At 64.6% G+C, this 17,552-nt stretch carries 20 protein-coding genes; 11 read left to right on the forward strand and 9 right to left on the reverse strand.

Going from position 1 to position 17,552, the window contains the following annotated elements; genetic code table 11:
• Positions 1–68 precede the first annotated feature (68 nt).
• From rpsA to E0473_RS03600, 3 genes are all read left to right on the forward strand, one after another.
• Positions 69–1,772, forward strand: a complete 1,704-nt coding sequence (gene rpsA, locus E0473_RS03590; protein ID WP_137679463.1) for a 30S ribosomal protein S1 — start codon at positions 69–71, stop codon at positions 1,770–1,772.
• A gap of 236 nt (positions 1,773–2,008) precedes the next feature.
• Complete coding sequence (gene gloB / locus E0473_RS03595) at positions 2,009–2,767, forward strand: hydroxyacylglutathione hydrolase (protein WP_137679464.1); 759 nt, start codon at positions 2,009–2,011, stop codon at positions 2,765–2,767.
• Positions 2,764–3,267, forward strand: a complete 504-nt coding sequence (locus E0473_RS03600; protein ID WP_137679465.1) for a GrpB family protein — start codon at positions 2,764–2,766, stop codon at positions 3,265–3,267. The genes gloB and E0473_RS03600 overlap by 4 nt, the downstream gene beginning before the upstream one ends.
• Here E0473_RS03600 and E0473_RS03605 read toward each other — a convergent pair.
• From E0473_RS03605 to E0473_RS03645, 9 genes are all read right to left on the reverse strand, one after another.
• Entirely contained in the window at positions 3,261–3,875 is a 615-nt protein-coding gene (locus E0473_RS03605) for an NAD(P)-dependent oxidoreductase (RefSeq protein ID WP_137679466.1), read from the reverse strand. The two genes, E0473_RS03600 and E0473_RS03605, sit on opposite strands and share 7 nt — an antisense overlap.
• Before the next feature lie 124 nt (positions 3,876–3,999).
• The gene (locus tag E0473_RS03610) at positions 4,000–4,572 is read right to left on the reverse strand and encodes a F0F1 ATP synthase subunit B family protein (RefSeq protein ID WP_137679467.1); all 573 of its coding nucleotides are present in this window, start codon (positions 4,570–4,572) and stop codon (positions 4,000–4,002) included.
• The gene (locus E0473_RS03615; RefSeq protein ID WP_137679468.1) at positions 4,565–5,059 is read right to left on the reverse strand and encodes a F0F1 ATP synthase subunit B family protein; all 495 of its coding nucleotides are present in this window, start codon (positions 5,057–5,059) and stop codon (positions 4,565–4,567) included. Before E0473_RS03615 ends, E0473_RS03610 begins: the two co-directional genes overlap by 8 nt.
• A gap of 82 nt (positions 5,060–5,141) precedes the next feature.
• Complete coding sequence (locus tag E0473_RS03620; protein WP_119592349.1) at positions 5,142–5,369, reverse strand: F0F1 ATP synthase subunit C; 228 nt, start codon at positions 5,367–5,369, stop codon at positions 5,142–5,144.
• 46 nt (positions 5,370–5,415) lie between these two features.
• The gene (locus tag E0473_RS03625; RefSeq protein WP_277751503.1) at positions 5,416–6,207 is read right to left on the reverse strand and encodes a F0F1 ATP synthase subunit A; all 792 of its coding nucleotides are present in this window, start codon (positions 6,205–6,207) and stop codon (positions 5,416–5,418) included.
• A gap of 52 nt (positions 6,208–6,259) precedes the next feature.
• Positions 6,260–6,574 carry an AtpZ/AtpI family protein gene (locus E0473_RS03630; protein ID WP_137679469.1) on the reverse strand — a complete coding sequence of 105 codons (315 nt, stop codon included), beginning with the start codon at positions 6,572–6,574 and terminating at the stop codon, positions 6,260–6,262.
• A gap of 136 nt (positions 6,575–6,710) precedes the next feature.
• Entirely contained in the window at positions 6,711–7,112 is a 402-nt protein-coding gene (locus E0473_RS03635) for a YdbL family probable chaperone protein (protein WP_421721766.1), read from the reverse strand.
• Positions 7,113–7,134: 22 nt separating this feature from the next.
• Positions 7,135–7,398, reverse strand: coding sequence for a YnbE family lipoprotein (locus tag E0473_RS15760; protein WP_338325085.1), 264 nt, complete (start codon positions 7,396–7,398; stop codon positions 7,135–7,137).
• Positions 7,395–10,640: an intermembrane phospholipid transport protein YdbH family protein gene (locus E0473_RS03645; protein WP_137679471.1), complete on the reverse strand. Its 3,246-nt coding sequence runs from the start codon at positions 10,638–10,640 to the stop codon at positions 7,395–7,397. Before E0473_RS03645 ends, E0473_RS15760 begins: the two co-directional genes overlap by 4 nt.
• 70 nt (positions 10,641–10,710) lie before the next feature.
• Here E0473_RS03645 and radC point away from each other — a divergent pair, with 70 nt between their 5' ends.
• The 8 genes from radC (at position 10,711) to accD (ending at position 17,529) form a co-directional block, all read left to right on the forward strand.
• Positions 10,711–11,424: a RadC family protein gene (gene radC / locus E0473_RS03650; RefSeq protein WP_241657313.1), complete on the forward strand. Its 714-nt coding sequence runs from the start codon at positions 10,711–10,713 to the stop codon at positions 11,422–11,424.
• Positions 11,425–11,510: 86 nt separating this feature from the next.
• Entirely contained in the window at positions 11,511–12,824 is a 1,314-nt protein-coding gene (purB, locus tag E0473_RS03655; protein ID WP_137679473.1) for an adenylosuccinate lyase, read from the forward strand.
• A gap of 61 nt (positions 12,825–12,885) precedes the next feature.
• Positions 12,886–13,287: a lipopolysaccharide assembly protein LapA domain-containing protein gene (locus tag E0473_RS03660; RefSeq protein WP_137679474.1), complete on the forward strand. Its 402-nt coding sequence runs from the start codon at positions 12,886–12,888 to the stop codon at positions 13,285–13,287.
• Positions 13,284–13,961, forward strand: coding sequence for an orotidine-5'-phosphate decarboxylase (gene pyrF / locus E0473_RS03665; RefSeq protein ID WP_137679475.1), 678 nt, complete (start codon positions 13,284–13,286; stop codon positions 13,959–13,961). Before E0473_RS03660 ends, pyrF begins: the two co-directional genes overlap by 4 nt.
• Positions 13,962–13,982: 21 nt before the next feature.
• Positions 13,983–14,636, forward strand: a complete 654-nt coding sequence (locus tag E0473_RS03670) for a phosphoribosylanthranilate isomerase (RefSeq protein ID WP_137679476.1) — start codon at positions 13,983–13,985, stop codon at positions 14,634–14,636.
• Between the two features lie 42 nt (positions 14,637–14,678).
• Positions 14,679–15,896, forward strand: coding sequence for a tryptophan synthase subunit beta (gene trpB / locus E0473_RS03675; protein ID WP_137679477.1), 1,218 nt, complete (start codon positions 14,679–14,681; stop codon positions 15,894–15,896).
• Entirely contained in the window at positions 15,893–16,684 is a 792-nt protein-coding gene (gene trpA / locus E0473_RS03680) for a tryptophan synthase subunit alpha (protein ID WP_137679478.1), read from the forward strand. The genes trpB and trpA overlap by 4 nt, the downstream gene beginning before the upstream one ends.
• A complete protein-coding gene (accD, locus tag E0473_RS03685) occupies positions 16,681–17,529 on the forward strand; it encodes an acetyl-CoA carboxylase, carboxyltransferase subunit beta (RefSeq protein WP_137679479.1) in 849 nt (282 codons plus the stop codon). The genes trpA and accD overlap by 4 nt, the downstream gene beginning before the upstream one ends.
• Positions 17,530–17,552: the final 23 nt, after the last annotated feature.

The raw sequence follows: 17,552 nt of genomic DNA on the forward strand, positions 1-17,552 counted from the left end.
CGGGAGACGGGTAAAGACCCCGGTAAAACCGGTGGCCGGTAGCAAATGTGAACAGGATAGATTCCACTATGGCATCCAGCGCCAATCCTACCCGCGACGATTTCGCGGCAATGCTCGACGAACAGCTCGGCGGCGCCGAGGGCGGCTTCGAAGGCCGCGTCGTCAAGGGCACCGTCACCAACATCGAAAACGGCATGGCCCTCATCGATGTCGGCCTCAAGAGCGAAGGCCGCGTCGCCCTCAAGGAATTCGAACGTGGCGAAGACGACCACGGCCTGACCATCGGCAGCGAAGTCGAAGTCTTCGTTGACCGCGTCGAGAACGCCGACGGCGAAGCCATGCTCAGCCGCGACCGCGCCCGCCGCGAAGCCGCCTGGGACAAGCTGGAAAGCGAGTTCGGCGAAGGCAAGCGCGTCGATGGCCGCATCTTCGGCCGCGTGAAGGGCGGCTTCACCGTCGATCTCGACGGCGCCGTGGCCTTCCTGCCCGGCTCGCAGGTCGACATCCGCCCCGTGCGCGATGTCACCCCGCTGATGGACATGCAGCAGCCGTTCCAGATCCTCAAGATGGACCGTCGCCGCGGCAACATCGTCGTGTCGCGTCGCGCCGTCCTGGAAGAGACCCGCGCCGAACAGCGCAGCGAGCTGATCGACAAGCTGGCCGAGGGCCAGGTCGTCGACGGTGTGGTCAAGAACATCACCGACTACGGCGCCTTCGTCGATCTGGGCGGCATCGACGGCCTGCTCCACGTCACCGACATGAGCTACAAGCGCGTCAACCACCCGAGCGAGGTGATCGAGATCGGCCAGACCGTGACCGTCCAGATCATCCGCATCAACGCCGATACGCAGCGCATCAGCCTCGGCATGAAGCAGCTCGAGAGCGATCCGTGGGAAGGCGTTGGCGCCAAGTACCCGATCGGTGCCAAGATCACCGGCCAGGTCACCAACATCACCGAATACGGCGCCTTCGTGGAGCTGGAGCCGGGCATCGAAGGCCTGGTCCACGTTTCGGAAATGAGCTGGACCAAGAAGAACGTCCACCCCGGCAAGATCGTCTCGACCTCGCAGGAAGTCGACGTCATGGTGCTCGAAGTCGACAGCGAGAAGCGTCGCATCTCGCTCGGCCTCAAGCAGGCCCAGCGCAACCCGTGGGAAGAGTTCGCCGAGGCCCACCCGGTTGGCTCGACCGTCACCGGCGAAGTCAAGAACGCTACCGAGTTCGGCCTGTTCATCGGCCTGCCCGGCGACGTCGACGGCATGGTCCACATGTCGGACATCGCTTGGGGCATCTCCGGCGAAGACGCACTGGCGCTGCACCGCAAGGGTGAAGAGGTCCAGGCCGTAGTGCTCGATGTCGACGTCGACAAGGAGCGCATCAGCCTCGGCATGAAGCAGCTCGAGAAGGGCGCACCTTCGGCCGATGGCGTGGGCGACAGCTCGAGCCTGCGTCGCGGCGAGACCGTGACCGTGACCGTGCTCGAAGTTCGCGATGGCGGCCTCGAAGTGCAGGTTGGCGAAGACGGCGCGACCGGCTTCATCAAGCGCTCGGACCTCGGCCGCGACCGCGACGAGCAGCGTCCCGACCGTTTCCAGGCCGGCCAGAAGGTCGACGCCATGGTCACCGGTTTCGACCGTTCGAAGAAGCCCAACTTCTCGATCAAGGCGCTGCAGATCGCCGAAGAGAAGGAAGCTGTGGCACAGTTCGGTTCGGCCGACTCGGGCGCCTCGCTGGGCGACATCCTCGGCGCCGCGCTGAAGAAGCAGGACTAATTGGGGTTGCTCCCGGCCTTGCGGTCGGGCGTCCTCGATCATTCAGGAAGGCCCGCTTGCCCCACGGCAGGCGGGCCTTTCCTACATCGGGCGGGGCTTCTTGACTGGAGCGATGCCAGCCCACTGCCAATGCGGAGTTCCGCCGTGTCAGTGCGCGCGGTACGGGAACAGCAACGCCACTCATGGGTCGCCTTACCAAACGGCATCTCCACTTTCCCAAGAGGAACCGACGGCAAATGACACTCGACCTCCACCAGTTCCCCTGCCTGTCCGACAACTATGGCTATCTTCTGCACGACAGCGCCAGCGGTGAGACCACCTGCATCGACACGCCCGATGCTGACACCTACCTGCGCGAAGCCGAGGCGAAGGGCTGGCACATCACCCAGATCTGGAACACCCACTGGCATGCCGACCACTCGGGCGGCAACGAAGCGATCAAGGCCGCAACCGGGTGTACGATCTACGGCCCACAGGAAGTCGCGGCCAAGTTCCCCCTTGATGTGGTGCTGGCGGGTGGAGACAGCGCTACGCTTGGCGACAACACAGCGCGGGTAATCGACGTGGGTGGCCATACAAAGGGTCATATCGCCTACTACCTGGCCGAGGCGGGCCTCGCCTTCGTCGGCGATTCGCTGTTCGCGCTGGGCTGCGGGCGGATGTTCGAAGGCACCCCCGAGCAGTTCTGGGCCAGCCTTGAACGTTTGCGCGCGCTGCCCGCCGACACCACCATCTGCTGCGCGCACGAATACACTCAGGCCAATGCCGCCTTCGCGCTCCATGCCGACCCCGGCAACGATGCGCTGATGAACTATGCCCGCGAGATCGAGGCCAAGCGCGCGGCGGGCAAGCCGACGGTACCCTTCCCGCTCGCCCGCGAACTGGAGACCAATCCGTTCCTGCGCGCCGACGATCCGGACATGCAGGCTCGCTGGGGTGGTGAGAGCCCCGACGAGACCTTCGCCGCGATCAGGGCAGCGAAGGACTCGTTCTGAGCGAGGTAGTCGAACTCACGCCTTACGATCCGCATTGGCCCTTCGCTTATACGGCTGAGGCCAAATGCCTAACGGAGGCCATGGCCGATGCGCTCTGCGCCCTTCATCACATCGGCAGCACTTCGGTGCCGGGCCTGATAGCGAGCCCGGTGATCGACATGCTTGGTGAGGCTCAGGATCCCGCCGCTATCGATGCCTGCGCTCCGGCATTGGCTGACCTCGGCTACGTCGCGCGCGGCGAAAATGGCATTCCCGGACGCCGCTTCTTCGAAAAGCGCGACGCGGCGGGCAATAGGTCGCATCATCTTCACGTCTTCGCCTTGGGCGCGACCGAGATTGCCAGGCACCTCGCCTTTCGCGACCGCTTGCGCGCCGACCCTACGCTGAGCGCAGATTATGCCGCGCTTAAGCTGGCAATCCTCGCCGGTGGGGTCGCACGGCGAGAGGACTACCAGCAAGCCAAGGCAGCCTTCATCACCCAGGTAAGCCGGGCTCAGTAGCCAATTGTAAACCGCGACCGGCTGTGCTCGTGTGCTTCGAGCTCGTCGACCATGGCAATGGCATAGTCGGCATAGCTGATCTTGCTCTCGCCGTTGGCGTCGACAACCAGCTGGTCGGTGCCGAGACGGAAACTCTCGGGCCCCTGCCGTTCGCCGACGAATATCTGCATGGCGGGCGAGAAGAAGGTCCAGTCTAACTCCTGCTCCTCGCGGAGCGCGTCAAGGAAGTGAATGCCGCCGATCACGAACGGCTTGATGTCCTCGGGAAAGTCGGGCGAATCGTAAAGCCGGACGCCGTCAGCATTGTTGAGGCTCGCCGCGCCGCCCATCACCAGCAGGCGCGGAACGCCCGCCTCCTTGACCGCGCCGAGCAGGTGCTCGGCGGTGACGTTGAAGTGCAGCGCGCTGATCACCGCATCGACGCCCTTGATCGCTTCGGCCAGCGCCTCGGCATCCTCTGCATCGCACTCCTTGGCCGTGATCCCGTCGGCCGCCGGAATGTTCTCCGGGTGGCGTGAGAGGCCATGCACCTCGTGCCCGCGTGAGGCCGCTTCCTTGGCAATTTCCGAGCCGCCCTTGCCGCTTGCTCCTAGTACCGCAATCTTCATCTCGTTCTCTCCCGAATAAGTGAATTTGCAACCGTGCTAGCCGCCCGCCCCTATTGAAGGAAAGCCCAAAAGAAAAACCCCCGCCGAAGCGAGGGTCTTCTTCGTCAGCCGGAGCCAGCCTCGATCAGAGCGCAGCGATGGCCTTGTCGGCCAGCGCCCTGTCTGCAGCGGCGTCGTGGCCCTCGGCGATGAGGTTGGCGGCAGCCTTGGTCGAGGCATCGGCGGCGCGCGCCTTCAGCTCTTCGATAGCCTGACGCTCGGCGGCGGCGATCTTGTCGGTTGCCATCTGTTCGCGGCGAGCGATGGTGGCCGCCGTATCGGCCTCGGCCTTGGCGACAATCGCTTCGGCTTCATGCCGCGCGCCTTCGAGCATGGCTTCGGCGTCCTTTTCGGCACCGGCGATCTTGGCCGAATATTCGGCGCGCAGCGCCTCGGCCTCTGACCGCAACTGCTTGGCCTCATCGAGGTTAGCTTTGATAGCGGCGATCTTGGCATCGAGCCCGCCGCCGATCACCTTGTGCACGCCCTTCCACACGAGCAGGATCAGGAACACCAGCATGGCAAGGCCAACCCAGCCACCCGGCGCCAGGCCGAGGGCCATCGGATCGACATGCTCGACATGCTCGCCGTGAGCCTCGGCCTCGAAAACTTCGGGGCTTTCGGTCTCGAAGACCTGAGGAGCTGCGGGATTAGCCATGGGCCATTGCCTTCTTCACCGCACCCAGGGCGGCAGTCTGATCGACGTTCACGCCAGCAAGGCGCGAGACGATATCCTTGGCCGCATCGGCAGCCACACTTTCGATTTCGCCAGCCGCCGCATCACGCGCAGCAGCAATCCGAGCCTCGGCATCGGCCATGCGCGCATCCAGCCCGGCTTGAACCTCGGCCAATCGCGCCTCGGTGGTGGCCTGAGCCTTGGCCTTGGCCTCACCCACAAGCGCCTGCGCCGAAGCGCGGTTGGCATTTTCGCGGGTCCGCCAGGCCTCTTCCTCAGCATCGGCGGCATCACGCGCAGCCTGAGCCGCACCGAGGTCGTCGGCGATCTGCTTGTCGCGCAGGCCCACCGTGTCCATCACCTTGGGCACCATGCCCTTGCCGATCACGAAGAACAGGATGCCGAACACCAGCAACAGCCAGAACAACTGGCTGGCGAAGGTCTCGGACATCTGGGCTATCTGAGGCATGGACGGATTCCGGCTATGGTCTGGTGAGCTACGCTTGATCGGTCAGGCCGGAGGCGCCAGTGGCGCGCCCGGCCCAGCCAAATCAGGCGACGAAGATCAGGATCATCGCGACGACGAACGACAGCAGGCCGAGAAGCTCTGCGGCCGCGAAGCCGATGAACAGGCGGCCCTGCTGGCCGTCAGCCGCGCCGGGGTTGCGCAGCGCGCTTTCGAGGAACGAGGCGAAGACGTTGCCCACACCCAGTGCAGCCATACCGGCACCAATCGCCGCGAGACCGGCACCCAACAGCTTTGCAGCTTCTGCATCCATGATAAAACCCTTCCTTTAGAACTTGATAAACGTGAAACTTGCGGAGTTAGTGCAGATGCTCGGCGTCGTTGATGTACAGCGACGTAAGCAGTGCGAAAACGTAAGCCTGGATGCCGGCGACGAGCAGTTCGAGCGCGCAGATGGCAATCATCAGGATGAAGCTGGGGCCGCCGATCAGCACACCGTAGCCGGGGCCGGCATTGGCAGCGTCGATCACGAAGCTGGAGAGCACTTCGAGCAGCACGTGCCCGCTCATCATGGCCACGAAGAGACGCAGGCCGAGGCTGAAGGGGCGGAACAGGAAGCTGATCAGCTCGATAACGAAGATCAGCGGAATCATCAGCGGGGGCGTGCCGTGCGGAACGAACAGGCTGAAGAAATGCAACCCGTGCTTCCAGAAGCCGACCGTCAGCACGATCGCGAAGGTCATGATCGCGAGTACGCCGGTGACGGTAAAGTGGCTGGTGAAGGTGAAAGCATGGACGCCTGCCATAGCGAGCGGCAGCGGGATCAGGCCCAGCAGGTTCGCAAACAGGATAAACATGAACAGGGTGAAGACATAGGGCACATACTTGCGCCCTTCCTTGCCCATGTTCGCTTCAAGCAGATCGTCGATGAAGCCGGTCATCGTCTCGACCGCCATCTGCCAGCGACCGGGCACCACTTCGCGCTTCATCCCGCCGATCATGAAGATCCACAGGCAGATGCCAGCGATCAGCATCCACAAGGCGGAATTCGTGAAGGCGATATTGTGTCCTGCAAAAGTCCAGTCAGAGCCAAACAGCGGCTCGATAGCGAACTGGTGCATCGGATCGACTTTGGCGGTGTCTGCGGCCACGTCTCTCTTCTCGCCTCTAGCTAGTGCAACAAACGCCCCAAATACAAAAGCTTCAGGGGCGCTTGCTCGTTATCCGGATAATGCTTCTGAAGCCGACGACTATTCCGAGGAACAGCATCACCAACAGGCCCCATGGCGCAGTTCCGGCCAGCTGGTCAATCGTCCAGCCCACCAGCGCACCACCGAGAATCCCCCCGAGCAAATAAGAGAGCACGCGATTGCCGAGATTCTCGCCATCGCCTGCTCCTTGCACGACCGGCTTGTTGCGCTGATCTTCCCGCTCGCGCGCGGCTGCGAGCCGCTTCTCGAGCGCGTCGATCCGCGCATCTTCACCGATGGATTCCCGGGCGGATTTCTTGTCGCTCATGCCATTTCCCTACATGGGTTAGGCACTTGCTTGCAATACTGCCCGCCAAAGGCGTGTGCCCCTTAGGCGGGGGTTACTGGCGAGTCAACCGCAGGTGCGGCAGTGCAGCGTGGATGTTTGCGCCTGCTTGCGGCGGTCACGGGCAGCGCGGATCACGATCGGGCGCGGAGGCTGTGCGCGCGGTCCACTGGCCGGTCGAATGGGCGACATACATTTCGCCCGGCTCGGTCCGCGATATGGCAAGGCAGCCAGCGGTGAAGGCATATTCCTCCAGCGTGGCACCCTTCGCCTGCGCCTGTTCGGCATAGACCGCGCGGCGGCGGATGTTGATGTCGTCCACCATCGCACGCAGCTGGGCATTGCCCGAGCCCACCACGCCGAGATATCCATCCATCTTTTCGCCCACCTGGCCGGAGGAACGCGCGGCGGCATAGGCGGGATCGCGCTGGGCCAGTGCGGGAGCCGCCACCAGGCCGACGCCGATCAGGGCCGCGGCTCCGCTGGCAAGCCAGATTCGGTTCTTTGCGCTCTTTGTCATGGTCATTTCCCTCAAGCCGGCATCAGAAGATGTCCGAATTTTCGTCTAACGTGTTGCCGGCGTCTTCCGCCAGGCGGTAAATCACTTCCTGGGTGATATTGATATTGAGCTCGATCACGATCGGCTCGGACGGGGCTTCGAGCTTGATGCAGCCTCCCAGCAAGGCAGGCCCAAGCAGCGTCACCCCCATCACTATCGCCCGGCCTGTTTTCGTGCCCATATTGCTCCCCGTTCCAGGCAACTTATGGGCGCGATGCGCAGGCGTGGTCAATTTGACATTTGTCATAGGGCATCCTCGCTTTCGGATGGCTGAATGGCGGGTTCATCGCCGCGCTGTCGGTTAAGTTCTTCCTCTGCGGCGCGTTCGGCCTCAGCATCGCGTTCGTCGACGGCATCCTGGTCGATTTCCTCGCGCAGCACCTCGCCGCTCTCGCCGATCAGTCCCAGCCCGCGTGGATCGCGCAGAGACGAAGGATCGTAAAGCGAGCGGGTGCTGGAAATGAGCTGATAGAACGGTGCCCGGATATTGAGCCGCAATTCTAGCGGCAGGCGGGCGATTGTGCGCGAGATGATGTTCTTTTCCGCACTATCACCTTGCCTGATGCCCTCGAACCGTACGCGGGTGACAAGCTCGCCCGCAAGAGGTCCGTCGAGAAGGATTTCGGCCTCGTCGAAGTCGAGGTCACGCAAGGTCTGGAACGCCAGGTTGGCCACGAACGAGAGGTCTTCGTAGGTGAGCTGTCCGACATAGGCGAGATGGCCGCCGGGTGGCCGCGAGGTGAGTGCGCCCCCTTCGAGAAAGCCATTGCCTTCTTCATCGAACACGATCGGGATAACCCCGTCGAAAGTGCCGGTGGCAGCGAGATTGTTCAGCTCCATCCGCTCGATAAAGCGGTTGGCCTCCAGCCCCTCGATCACGACCGTATAGGTCCGGCGTTCCGACTGGCCGATATTCATCGTCAGCGGGCGCAGAGTGAGCGTTCCGCCGAGCAGCGGCCATTCCCCGCCGCCGATTTCGATCCGCTCGCCGTTCACGAGCTGGAACGTCATCTCGCCATCGTAGATCTCGATACCGGGGTTGATCGTGCCGATCTTGATCGTCTGATTCGGCGCCGTGGTCAGCCCGAGCAGATTTGTGAAGACGATCTCGCCGCGCGCATGTTCGACCGGGCCGAAGGCGGCGGCGAGGTCAAGACTGTCGGAGGCGAAGCGGCCTGTGCTGGTGACACCATCGGCACCCCAGTCGATTCGCCCGGTGCCTGTGACCTTGCCCTCGACATTGGCGACCACACCCAGCGCGAGGCGCGAGAGATCCTGTGGCTGGAACTTGCTGTCGAAGGTTATGCCGTCGACCGCCAGATCGGCATGGCCGGCACCGGTCGACAAATTGTGCGCAAGCGTCACGCGCGTCACCGCCACGTTTTTATCGGGTTCGCGCAAGAGCGCGCGCGCGCGAATCACGCCGCCTTCGAGCGACAGCTCGGCCGATTGCGCTTCCAGCGGCTCGAACCGGTCGGGCGCGGCGCGGTCTTCCAGCCGGAATGCGACGTCGGACAGCGCCAGCACGCCATCGACATATTGCCAGCTTCCCGAACCCTCAGAAATATCGAGCGGAACAGCGGGCAGATAGGGCGCGGCCTCGGCGAAGGTGCCGCCTATATAATCGCGCTCCAGCCGGGCATCGAGCTGGCCCAGGGCAAGCCGCACGACGTCATCGCCCTCGCCCAGTTCGAGCAGCGCTGCATCGGTGCTGAGCGTGCCCGGCCAGCTTACCGACAGCGCTCCAGTGGCAAGATGCAGCGGCGTGCCGCCCATGCGCGCGCGGAAGTCGAGCGGCGCGGTGCGCGCGGCGAACCGCAGCCCTTGCGAATCATAGCGCAGCAGCGGTTGCTGGCCTTGCGGGCACAGCTCGATCCGCTCGCGCCCGAAGGCGAGATCGCCCATCTCCAGCGCCTCGACCTTGAAGGTCTGGCAACCGCGCCACAGGGCAATGTTCCCGCCCGAACTATAAGCTCCGTCAAGCGGCACCTCGGCTCCGCGCACCGAACCTCCGGGCACCGCGCCAGAGGCAAAGGCGCGCCCGGCAAAGCTGATGGTGCCGTTGCGCGCCTGCGTCATGCGCAAAGCCGGGATGGCAAGGCTGGCATCGCCAGCATTGTATTCGGCCATCGACATGCGCAGCGAGAGCGGCTCGCCCGGTGTCTGCTCCATCCGCCCGCTGATTCGCGGCAGCCCCGCACCCCCGGTAAGGAAGTTTCCATCGAAGCGCGGCAGGCCCTCGCCTTCCAGCGCAAACTGCGCCCGCGACAGGCCGAGTACGATATCGCCCGAGCGCCCGCGCAGTTCCGCCTGCGGCACTACCAGCGAAAGCCGCTCGGCATTCTGGCGGAAGGAGAAGTCGGCGAGCAGGCGTGCACCACGAAGCTCCGGGGCAAGCGCACTGTTCAGCCGCCCGATCAGCGGGGCGAGCAGCGTGCCCTCCGCGCTACGCTGTGCTTCGGCGAGCAGCCTGCCGGGGCGAGCGCCCGGTTGCAGGCCGGTGCCCTCGATCGTGCCTTCGCCCTCAAGCCGCGCGAAGTTGTCGCGGGCGCGCACGAGGCCATCGGCTTCGAAATTGGCGAAGCGCCCCTCGCTGGTGGCAAGGTCGCGCGCGGCGAGACGATAGTCGGCGGTGAGCAGGCCCTCGCGCCAGGAAAACGAGCTGGTGCCATCGAGCGCGGCAACGCTGCCGCCCGGCGCCCTTCCCGCGCCGCTGGCGATACTGGCGCGGCCTGAAACGGTGGCAAGGTCGCTGTCGGCCAGAACATCGAGTTCCACCCCGCCTTGGGCCAGCTTCACGCTCTCGCCGCAAGCGAGCGAATCGAATCGCAACGGGCCAGCGAAGTGCGGCTGTCCTTCATCGACGCTGACCGCGCCGAACAGGCTTGCCCCTTGCGCAGAACAATCGGCCATTGCCAGATTCGGCGCGATAAGGGCCAGCTCACCGGCGAAGCCATCGGCAAGGTTACCGGCGCCGCGCATCTTTGCGCCGATCCGGCCATAGTCGCTGTCGATCAGTGCGCGGCCGTCGTCGATGCTCAGCGCCAGATCGGGCAGTGCGAAAGGTTCGTCGCTACCGGTGTAGAGCAGCTTGTCCAGTGACCCGAGGCTGAGCCGCCCATCGGCGATTCGCCCGAACACACGCGGCCGTGTGAGCCGCACTTCCTGCAGGCCCGGAAGCCCGAGCCGTGGCTGGGTGATGATTTCGACCCGCTCGATGGTTACGTCGGGCCGGTCGGGGTCGCCGATGACGATATCGGTCAGCACCTGGCGGTAGGCCGATATTTTCTCGACCTTATATTGCGCCTCGATGCCCCGGTTGTTCAGTTCATCGGCGATGATGTCGTAGGCGATGTCCTCACGCGTTATCCACGCCCAGGCAACGCCGCCCACGCCCAGCAGCACGACCGCGCGGATCGCATTACCGAAGGTGAACCACTTGCGGACCGGTCGCGCCGGAGCATCGGAGATATCGGCATCCTGCGCCATCGCGCGCACACTTGCGCGAGGATGCGCGCAAAGGCAATGGGAAGGCTCAAGGCAAATCAGGGGGAAGCCTTTGCCCGGCAGCGACAGGCCCGACAGCGCAAGCCAGCCCACCGCCCACAGCGGTTCGGGCCATCGCGCCCGCCTGCGCGCGCGGTTGCTGGGCGGCGGGCCGGAGGCTCTGGCCGACTACGAAGTGCTGGAATACCTGCTGTTTGGCGCTCTCGCGCGCGGCGACACCAAGCCGCAGGCCAAGGCATTGCTCGACAAGTTCGGCTCCCTCGCCGGCGTGATGAATGCCGATCCGGCGGCTCTGTGCGAAGTCAAAGGCGTGAGCGAGGCGAGCGCTGCCATGATCCGCATTGCCAGCGTCGCAGCTCGGCGGATGGCGCGCTCCGAAGTCTCGCAAAAGCCGGTGCTGGGAAGCTGGCAGGCACTGATCGACTATCTCGCCATCGACATGGCGCATCTTACTGTGGAGCGGGTGCGGGTGCTCTATCTCGACACCCGCAACCGGCTGATCCTCGACCAGCACGTGCATGATGGCACGATCAACGAAGCCTCGATTCACCCGCGCGAGGTGGTCGGCACTGCGATCACGCGCGGCGCGGCGGCGGTGATCCTCGTCCACAACCACCCCTCGGGTAATCCCGAGCCGAGCAAAGCCGATATCGACATCACCCGCCGCATTGCCGAAGCCGGGCGTCTGGTAAATATCACGGTTCACGACCACGTGATCGTGGGCCGCGAGGGCTATGTCTCGCTGCGCGCGAAGGGGCTGCTCTAGACAATCAGTATCGCAGGCCTCTTGTCATTGCGCGCCCCACGCCCTAGCCGCGCCGACAGAAATCCCCGCCATACTGGAGCACACCAATGGTCCCCCGCTACGCCCGCCCCGCCATGACCGCGATCTGGGAGCCCGAGATGCGCTATCGCATCTGGTTCGAGATCGAGGCCCACGCCGCGGTCAAGATGGGCGAGCTTGGCGTGGTGCCCGAAAGCGCCGGCAAGGCGCTGTGGGACTGGTGGGCGACGAACCCCAAGATCGACGTTGCAGCGATCGACGCCAAGGAAGCAGTCCTCAAGCACGACGTGATCGCCTTCCTCGACTGGGTGGCAGAACAGGTCGGCCCTGAAGCGCGGTTCATGCATCAGGGCATGACCAGCTCCGACGTGCTCGACTCCACGCTGAACGTCCAGCTCGCGCGCGCCAGCGACATCCTGCTGGCCGATCTCGACGACCTGCTCGCCGCTATCGAGCGCCGCGCGCAGGAGCACAAGTATACCCCCACCATCGGCCGCAGCCACGGCATCCACGCCGAGCCGGTGACCTTCGGCCTCAAGCTTGCCGAAGCCTATGCCGAGTTTTCGCGCGCCAAGGCCCGCCTGATCGCGGCCCGCGCGGAGATCGCCACCTGCGCCATTTCGGGCGCGGTCGGCACCTTCGCCAATGTCGATCCGAGCGTCGAGGTCTATGTCGCCGAGCAGATGGGGTTGGAAATCGAGCCGGTCTCGACGCAGGTGATCCCGCGCGACCGCCACGCGATGTACTTCTCCACGCTCGCCGTGATCGCCAGCTCGATCGAGCGCATCGCGGTGGAAGTGCGCCACCTTCAGCGCACCGAGGTGCTTGAGGCCGAGGAATATTTCTCGCCCGGTCAGAAGGGTTCCTCGGCCATGCCGCACAAGCGCAACCCGGTGCTGACCGAGAACCTCACGGGCCAAGCGCGCATGATCCGCTCCTATGCCCTGCCCGCGATGGAGAACGTCGCCCTGTGGCACGAGCGCGATATCTCGCACTCGTCGGTGGAACGCTTCATCGGCCCCGATGCCACCATCACGCTCGACTTCGCGCTCGCCCGCCTCACCGGGGTGATCGACAAGCTGCTCGTATACCCCGAACGGATGCAGAAGAACCTCGACCGGATGGGCGGCCTCGTCCACTCCCAGCGTGTGCTTCTGGCGCTGACGCAGGCTGGCCTCAGCCGCGACGAGAGCTATCGCCTCGTGCAGCGCAACGCGATGAAGGTGTGGGAATCGGATGGGCAGATGTCGCTGCTTGACCTGCTGAAGGCCGATCCCGAAGTGAGCGCAGCGCTTACCGACGAGCAGCTCGAAGAGAAGTTCGACCTTGCCTATCACTTCAAGCATGTCGACACGATTTTCGACCGCGTATTCGGCGGCTGATCGGCGCTCTTCCCAAGGGGCGCCGGTTTGGCTAGCCTTGCGGGCGGATTGAGGAGGTACGATGCAGATTTTGCGCACATTCGCCTGGGCCTTGCTGCTCGCGGGCCTCGTGGCCTTCTCGGTCGCCAACTGGACCGATGTGACCGTTCGCATCTGGCCTGGCATTCTGGTCGATACCAAGGTGCCGGCCATCGTCATCATCTCGTTCCTGATCGGCTTCGTGCCGATGTGGCTCTATCTGCGCGCGTCCAAGTGGCAGGCGCGCCGCCGCATTCAGAGCCTTGAAAACGCCACGCGGGTGGCACAGGCAACGCCGGTACAGGCCGAACCTGCCGCAGCCCATGCGGTCGACGCGACACCGGTCGCCCCGGAAGAAGCCCACGTGCCAGCCGCACCTCCAATCGGGGCCGATCCGATGTCGCCCATCCCTGCCCCTTCTTCCTCCAAGCCGGAAAACCCGTGAGCAACCCCATCTATCTCGCCCTCGATGTGCCGCAGCTTGACGCGGCGAAAGACCTCCTCAGCAAGGTCCGCAGCCATATCGGCGGCGTGAAGCTGGGGCTGGAGTTCTTCTACGCCCACGGCCACCACGGGGTGATGGAAGTGGCTCACGCGAGCGGGCTGCCGATCTTCCTCGACCTCAAGCTGCATGACATTCCCAACACCGTGGCGGGCGCGATGCAGTCGATCCACGTGCTTGAGCCTGCCATTATCACCGTCCACGCTTCGGGCGGGCGGGCGATGATGGAAGATGCCAAGGCCGCTGCGGGCGAGAACTGCAAGGTGGTGGCGGTAACGATGCTCACCAGTCTCGACGAGAACGACCTTGCCCGCACCGGCGTTTCGGGCACCCCTCACGATCATGTCATGCGCCTGGCCGAGCTGGCCGAATCGGCCGGGCTGGATGGCATCGTTTGCTCCGGGCAGGAGGTCGGCTCGGTCCACAAGCAGTGGAAGCATGGGTTCTTCGTGGTCCCCGGCCTGCGCCCGGCGGGCAGCGCTGGCGGCGATCAGAAGCGCACCGTCACCCCGCGCAAGGCGCGCGACGACGGGGCGAGCGTGCTGGTGATCGGACGCCCGATTTCCAAGGCTGCCGACCCGCTTGCCGCTGCGCGCGAGATTGAAGCGACGCTGTAACGCGCCTAAGCAGGGCCGGACATGGCACCTCCTCTGATCAAGATCTGCGGTCTCTCGACGCCCGAGACGCTCGACGCCGCCGTGGCGGCGGGGGCTACGCATGTCGGCTTCGTGCATTTCAAGCCGAGCCCGCGCCATCTCTCCATCGCCCACGCCGCCGATTTGCGCGAGCGGGTGCCCGCGCACGTGAAAGCCGTATTGTTGACGGTGAACATGGAGCCGGCGCAAACCTCCGACGTTCTCCAGGCGGTGCGACCCGACGTGCTGCAACTGCACGGGCAGGAAACGCCCGATTGGCTTCAGCTTATGCGCGAGCATTCCGACCTCGAAATCTGGAAAGCGGTAAGCGTGAAGCACGAGGCGAGCCTTGAGCAGGCGCAGCGCTACAAGCCCTTTGCCCACCGTCTTTTGTACGATGCCGCCGGCGGCGTCTTGCCGGGCGGCAACGGGCTGGCGTTCGACTGGCGGCTGCTGGCGAACTACCGCCACGAGCTCGAGTGGGGCCTCGCGGGCGGGCTCAATGCCAGCAATGTGGGCGATGCAATCGCGCAGACCCGCGCGCCTCTGGTCGATGCTTCTTCGGGCGTGGAAAGCGCGCCCGGGGTGAAGGATCCGGACAAAATCGCTGCCTTTTGCGAGGCGGCCCGCGTGGCAATGGCAGCACTGCCGGGCTGAGGATATCTTGCCAAGCGCGGGAGGCTCTGCCAACGCGCTGGCATGAGCGAACATACCCCCAACAGCTACATGAACCAGCCCGACGAGCGCGGGCACTTCGGCCAGTTCGGCGGACGTTACGTGGCCGAAACGCTGATGCCGCTAGTTCTCGACCTTGAACGCGAGTATCGCAAGGCCAAGGCCGATCCCGAATTCAAGGCCGAGTTCGAAGACCTGCTGGAGCACTATGTGGGCCGCCCGAGCCCGCTCTACTTCGCGCCTCGCCTCACCGAGGAGCTTGGCGGCGCACAGGTCTGGTTCAAGCGCGACGAGCTGAACCACACGGGCGCGCACAAGATCAACAACTGCATCGGGCAGATCCTGCTCGCCATGCGCATGGGCAAGACGCGGATCATCGCGGAAACCGGCGCTGGCCAGCACGGTGTTGCCACGGCCACGGTCTGCGCGCGGTTCGGCCTGCCCTGCACGATCTTCATGGGCGCGACCGACGTTTCGCGCCAGCAGCCCAACGTGTTCCGCATGAAGCTGCTCGGCGCGCAGGTGGTGCCGGTCACCTCTGGGCGCGGCACGCTGAAGGATGCGATGAACGAGGCGCTGCGCGACTGGGTCGCCAATGTGCATGACACGTTCTACATCATCGGCACGGCCGCTGGCCCGCACCCCTATCCGGAGCTGGTGCGCGATTTTCAGAGCGTTATCGGGCGCGAAGCGCGCGCACAATTGATTGAACGAACCGGTCGCCTGCCCGATCTGCTGGTGGCCGCAATCGGCGGCGGCTCGAATGCGATCGGTCTGTTCCATCCCTTCCTCGACGATCCCGATGTGAGGATGCTCGGCGTGGAAGCGGCGGGCCACGGGCTTGATGGTGACGAACATGCCGCATCGCTCGCTGGCGGCTTCCCCGGCATCCTTCACGGCAACAAGACCTACCTGTTGCAGGACGAAGACGGCCAGATCACCGAGGGCCACTCGATTTCGGCAGGGCTGGACTATCCGGGCATCGGGCCCGAGCACGCCTGGCTCAAGGAATCGGGCCGCGTCGACTATACCCACGCCACCGATAAGGAGGCCTTGGATGCATTCCAGCTGCTCTGCCGCACCGAGGGCATCATCCCCGCGCTGGAACCCAGCCATGCCATCGCCGCCATCGTGAAGGTCGCACCGACCATGCCCAAGGACGCCATCATTTGCGCGAACCTGTGCGGACGCGGCGACAAGGACATCTTCACCGTCGCCGAAGCGCTGGGAGTCGAGATTTGAGCACCCGCTTCAAAACCACCTTCGCCAAGGGCCCCGCGCTCGTCTGCTTCATCACGGCGGGCGATGGCGACACTGCCGCCAATCTCGATGCGCTCGTCGAAGGCGGGGCTGATGTGATCGAGCTGGGAATGCCGTTCACCGATCCGATGGCCGATGGCCCCGCGATCCAGGCCGCGAACATCCGTGCGCTGAACAAGGGCACCACCACCGCCGACGTGCTGAAGCTCGCCACCGAGTTCCGCGCGCGCCACCCGGAGGTTCCGCTGGTGCTGATGGGCTATGCCAACCCGATGGTCCGCCGCGGGCCGGAGTGGTTTGCCGAGGCCGCCGCCAAGGCCGGTGTGGATGGCGTGATCAGCGTCGATCTTGCGCCTGAAGAAGATCAGGACCTCGGCCCGGCTCTGCGCGACAAGGGTATCAGCCTTATTCGCCTCGCCACGCCCACAACTGATGACAGGCGCCTTCCCGCCGTGCTCGAAGGCTCCAGCGGGTTCCTTTACTATGTTTCGGTCGCCGGGATCACCGGCAAGCAGCAGGCCGCCATGGCCTCGATCGAAGAGAACGTGCGGCGCATCAAAAACCACACCGAGGTGCCGGTCGCGGTCGGGTTCGGCGTGCGCACGCCTGAACAGGCTGCCGAAATCGCCAAGGTCGCCGATGGTGTCGTAGTGGGCTCGGCATTCATCGATCTGGTGGAAAAGCATGGGTCTGAAGCTCCCCAACACCTCAAGTCGCTGGTCGAGGGGCTTGCCAACGCCGTCCATTCCGCGCGAAAGGCAACTGCATGAGCTGGCTGACCAAAGTTCGCAATCGCCTTCCCTTCGTGAGCAAGCGCGACACGCCCGACAACCTGTGGATCAAGTGTCCGCATTGTCAGGAAATGGTGTTTGCCAAGGATTATGAGGCCAACCTCTCGGTCTGCCCGAAATGCGGGCATCACGGGCGCATCGGCGCCGACACGCGGTTGGCGCAAGTGCTTGACGAAGGCTTCACGCTGCTGCCCGATCCGGTGGTGACAGAAGACCCGCTCAAGTTCCGCGACGCCAAGAAATATTCCGACCGGATCAAACAGGCCCGCGCCAAGAGCGCGCATCCCGATGCCTTCACCGCCGCCACCGGCACGATCGATGGCCACAAGGCCGTGGTCGGCGTGCAGGATTTCTCGTTTATGGCGGGTTCGATGGGCATGGCTGTGGGCGACGCCTTCTGCAACGCCGCCGAGGCCGCGCTGAAGGCCAAATGCGCCTATATCGCCATCACGGCCGCTGGCGGGGCGCGGATGCAGGAGGGCATTCTCTCGCTGATGCAGATGCCGCGCACCACCGTGATGACACACCGCCTGAAAGAGGCCGGGCTGCCCTTTATCGTGGTGCTGACCGATCCGACGACCGGCGGCGTCACCGCCAGCTATGCGATGCTGGGCGACGTCCACATTGCCGAGCCCGATGCGCTGATCGGCTTTGCCGGGCAGCGGGTGATCCAGGAAACGATCCGCGAGCAACTGCCCGAGGGCTTCCAGCGGGCGGAATACCTGCACAAGCACGGCATGGTCGATATGGTGGTGAACCGCCACGACCTTAAGCAAACGCTGGCCACGCTGCTCGACTATCTCGCGCCGAGGAAAGCGGCGTGATGTTTCGCCCGGCCCTCCCCCAT

Source organism: Aurantiacibacter suaedae, assembly GCF_005434915.1.
Lineage (GTDB): Bacteria > Pseudomonadota > Alphaproteobacteria > Sphingomonadales > Sphingomonadaceae > Alteraurantiacibacter > Alteraurantiacibacter suaedae.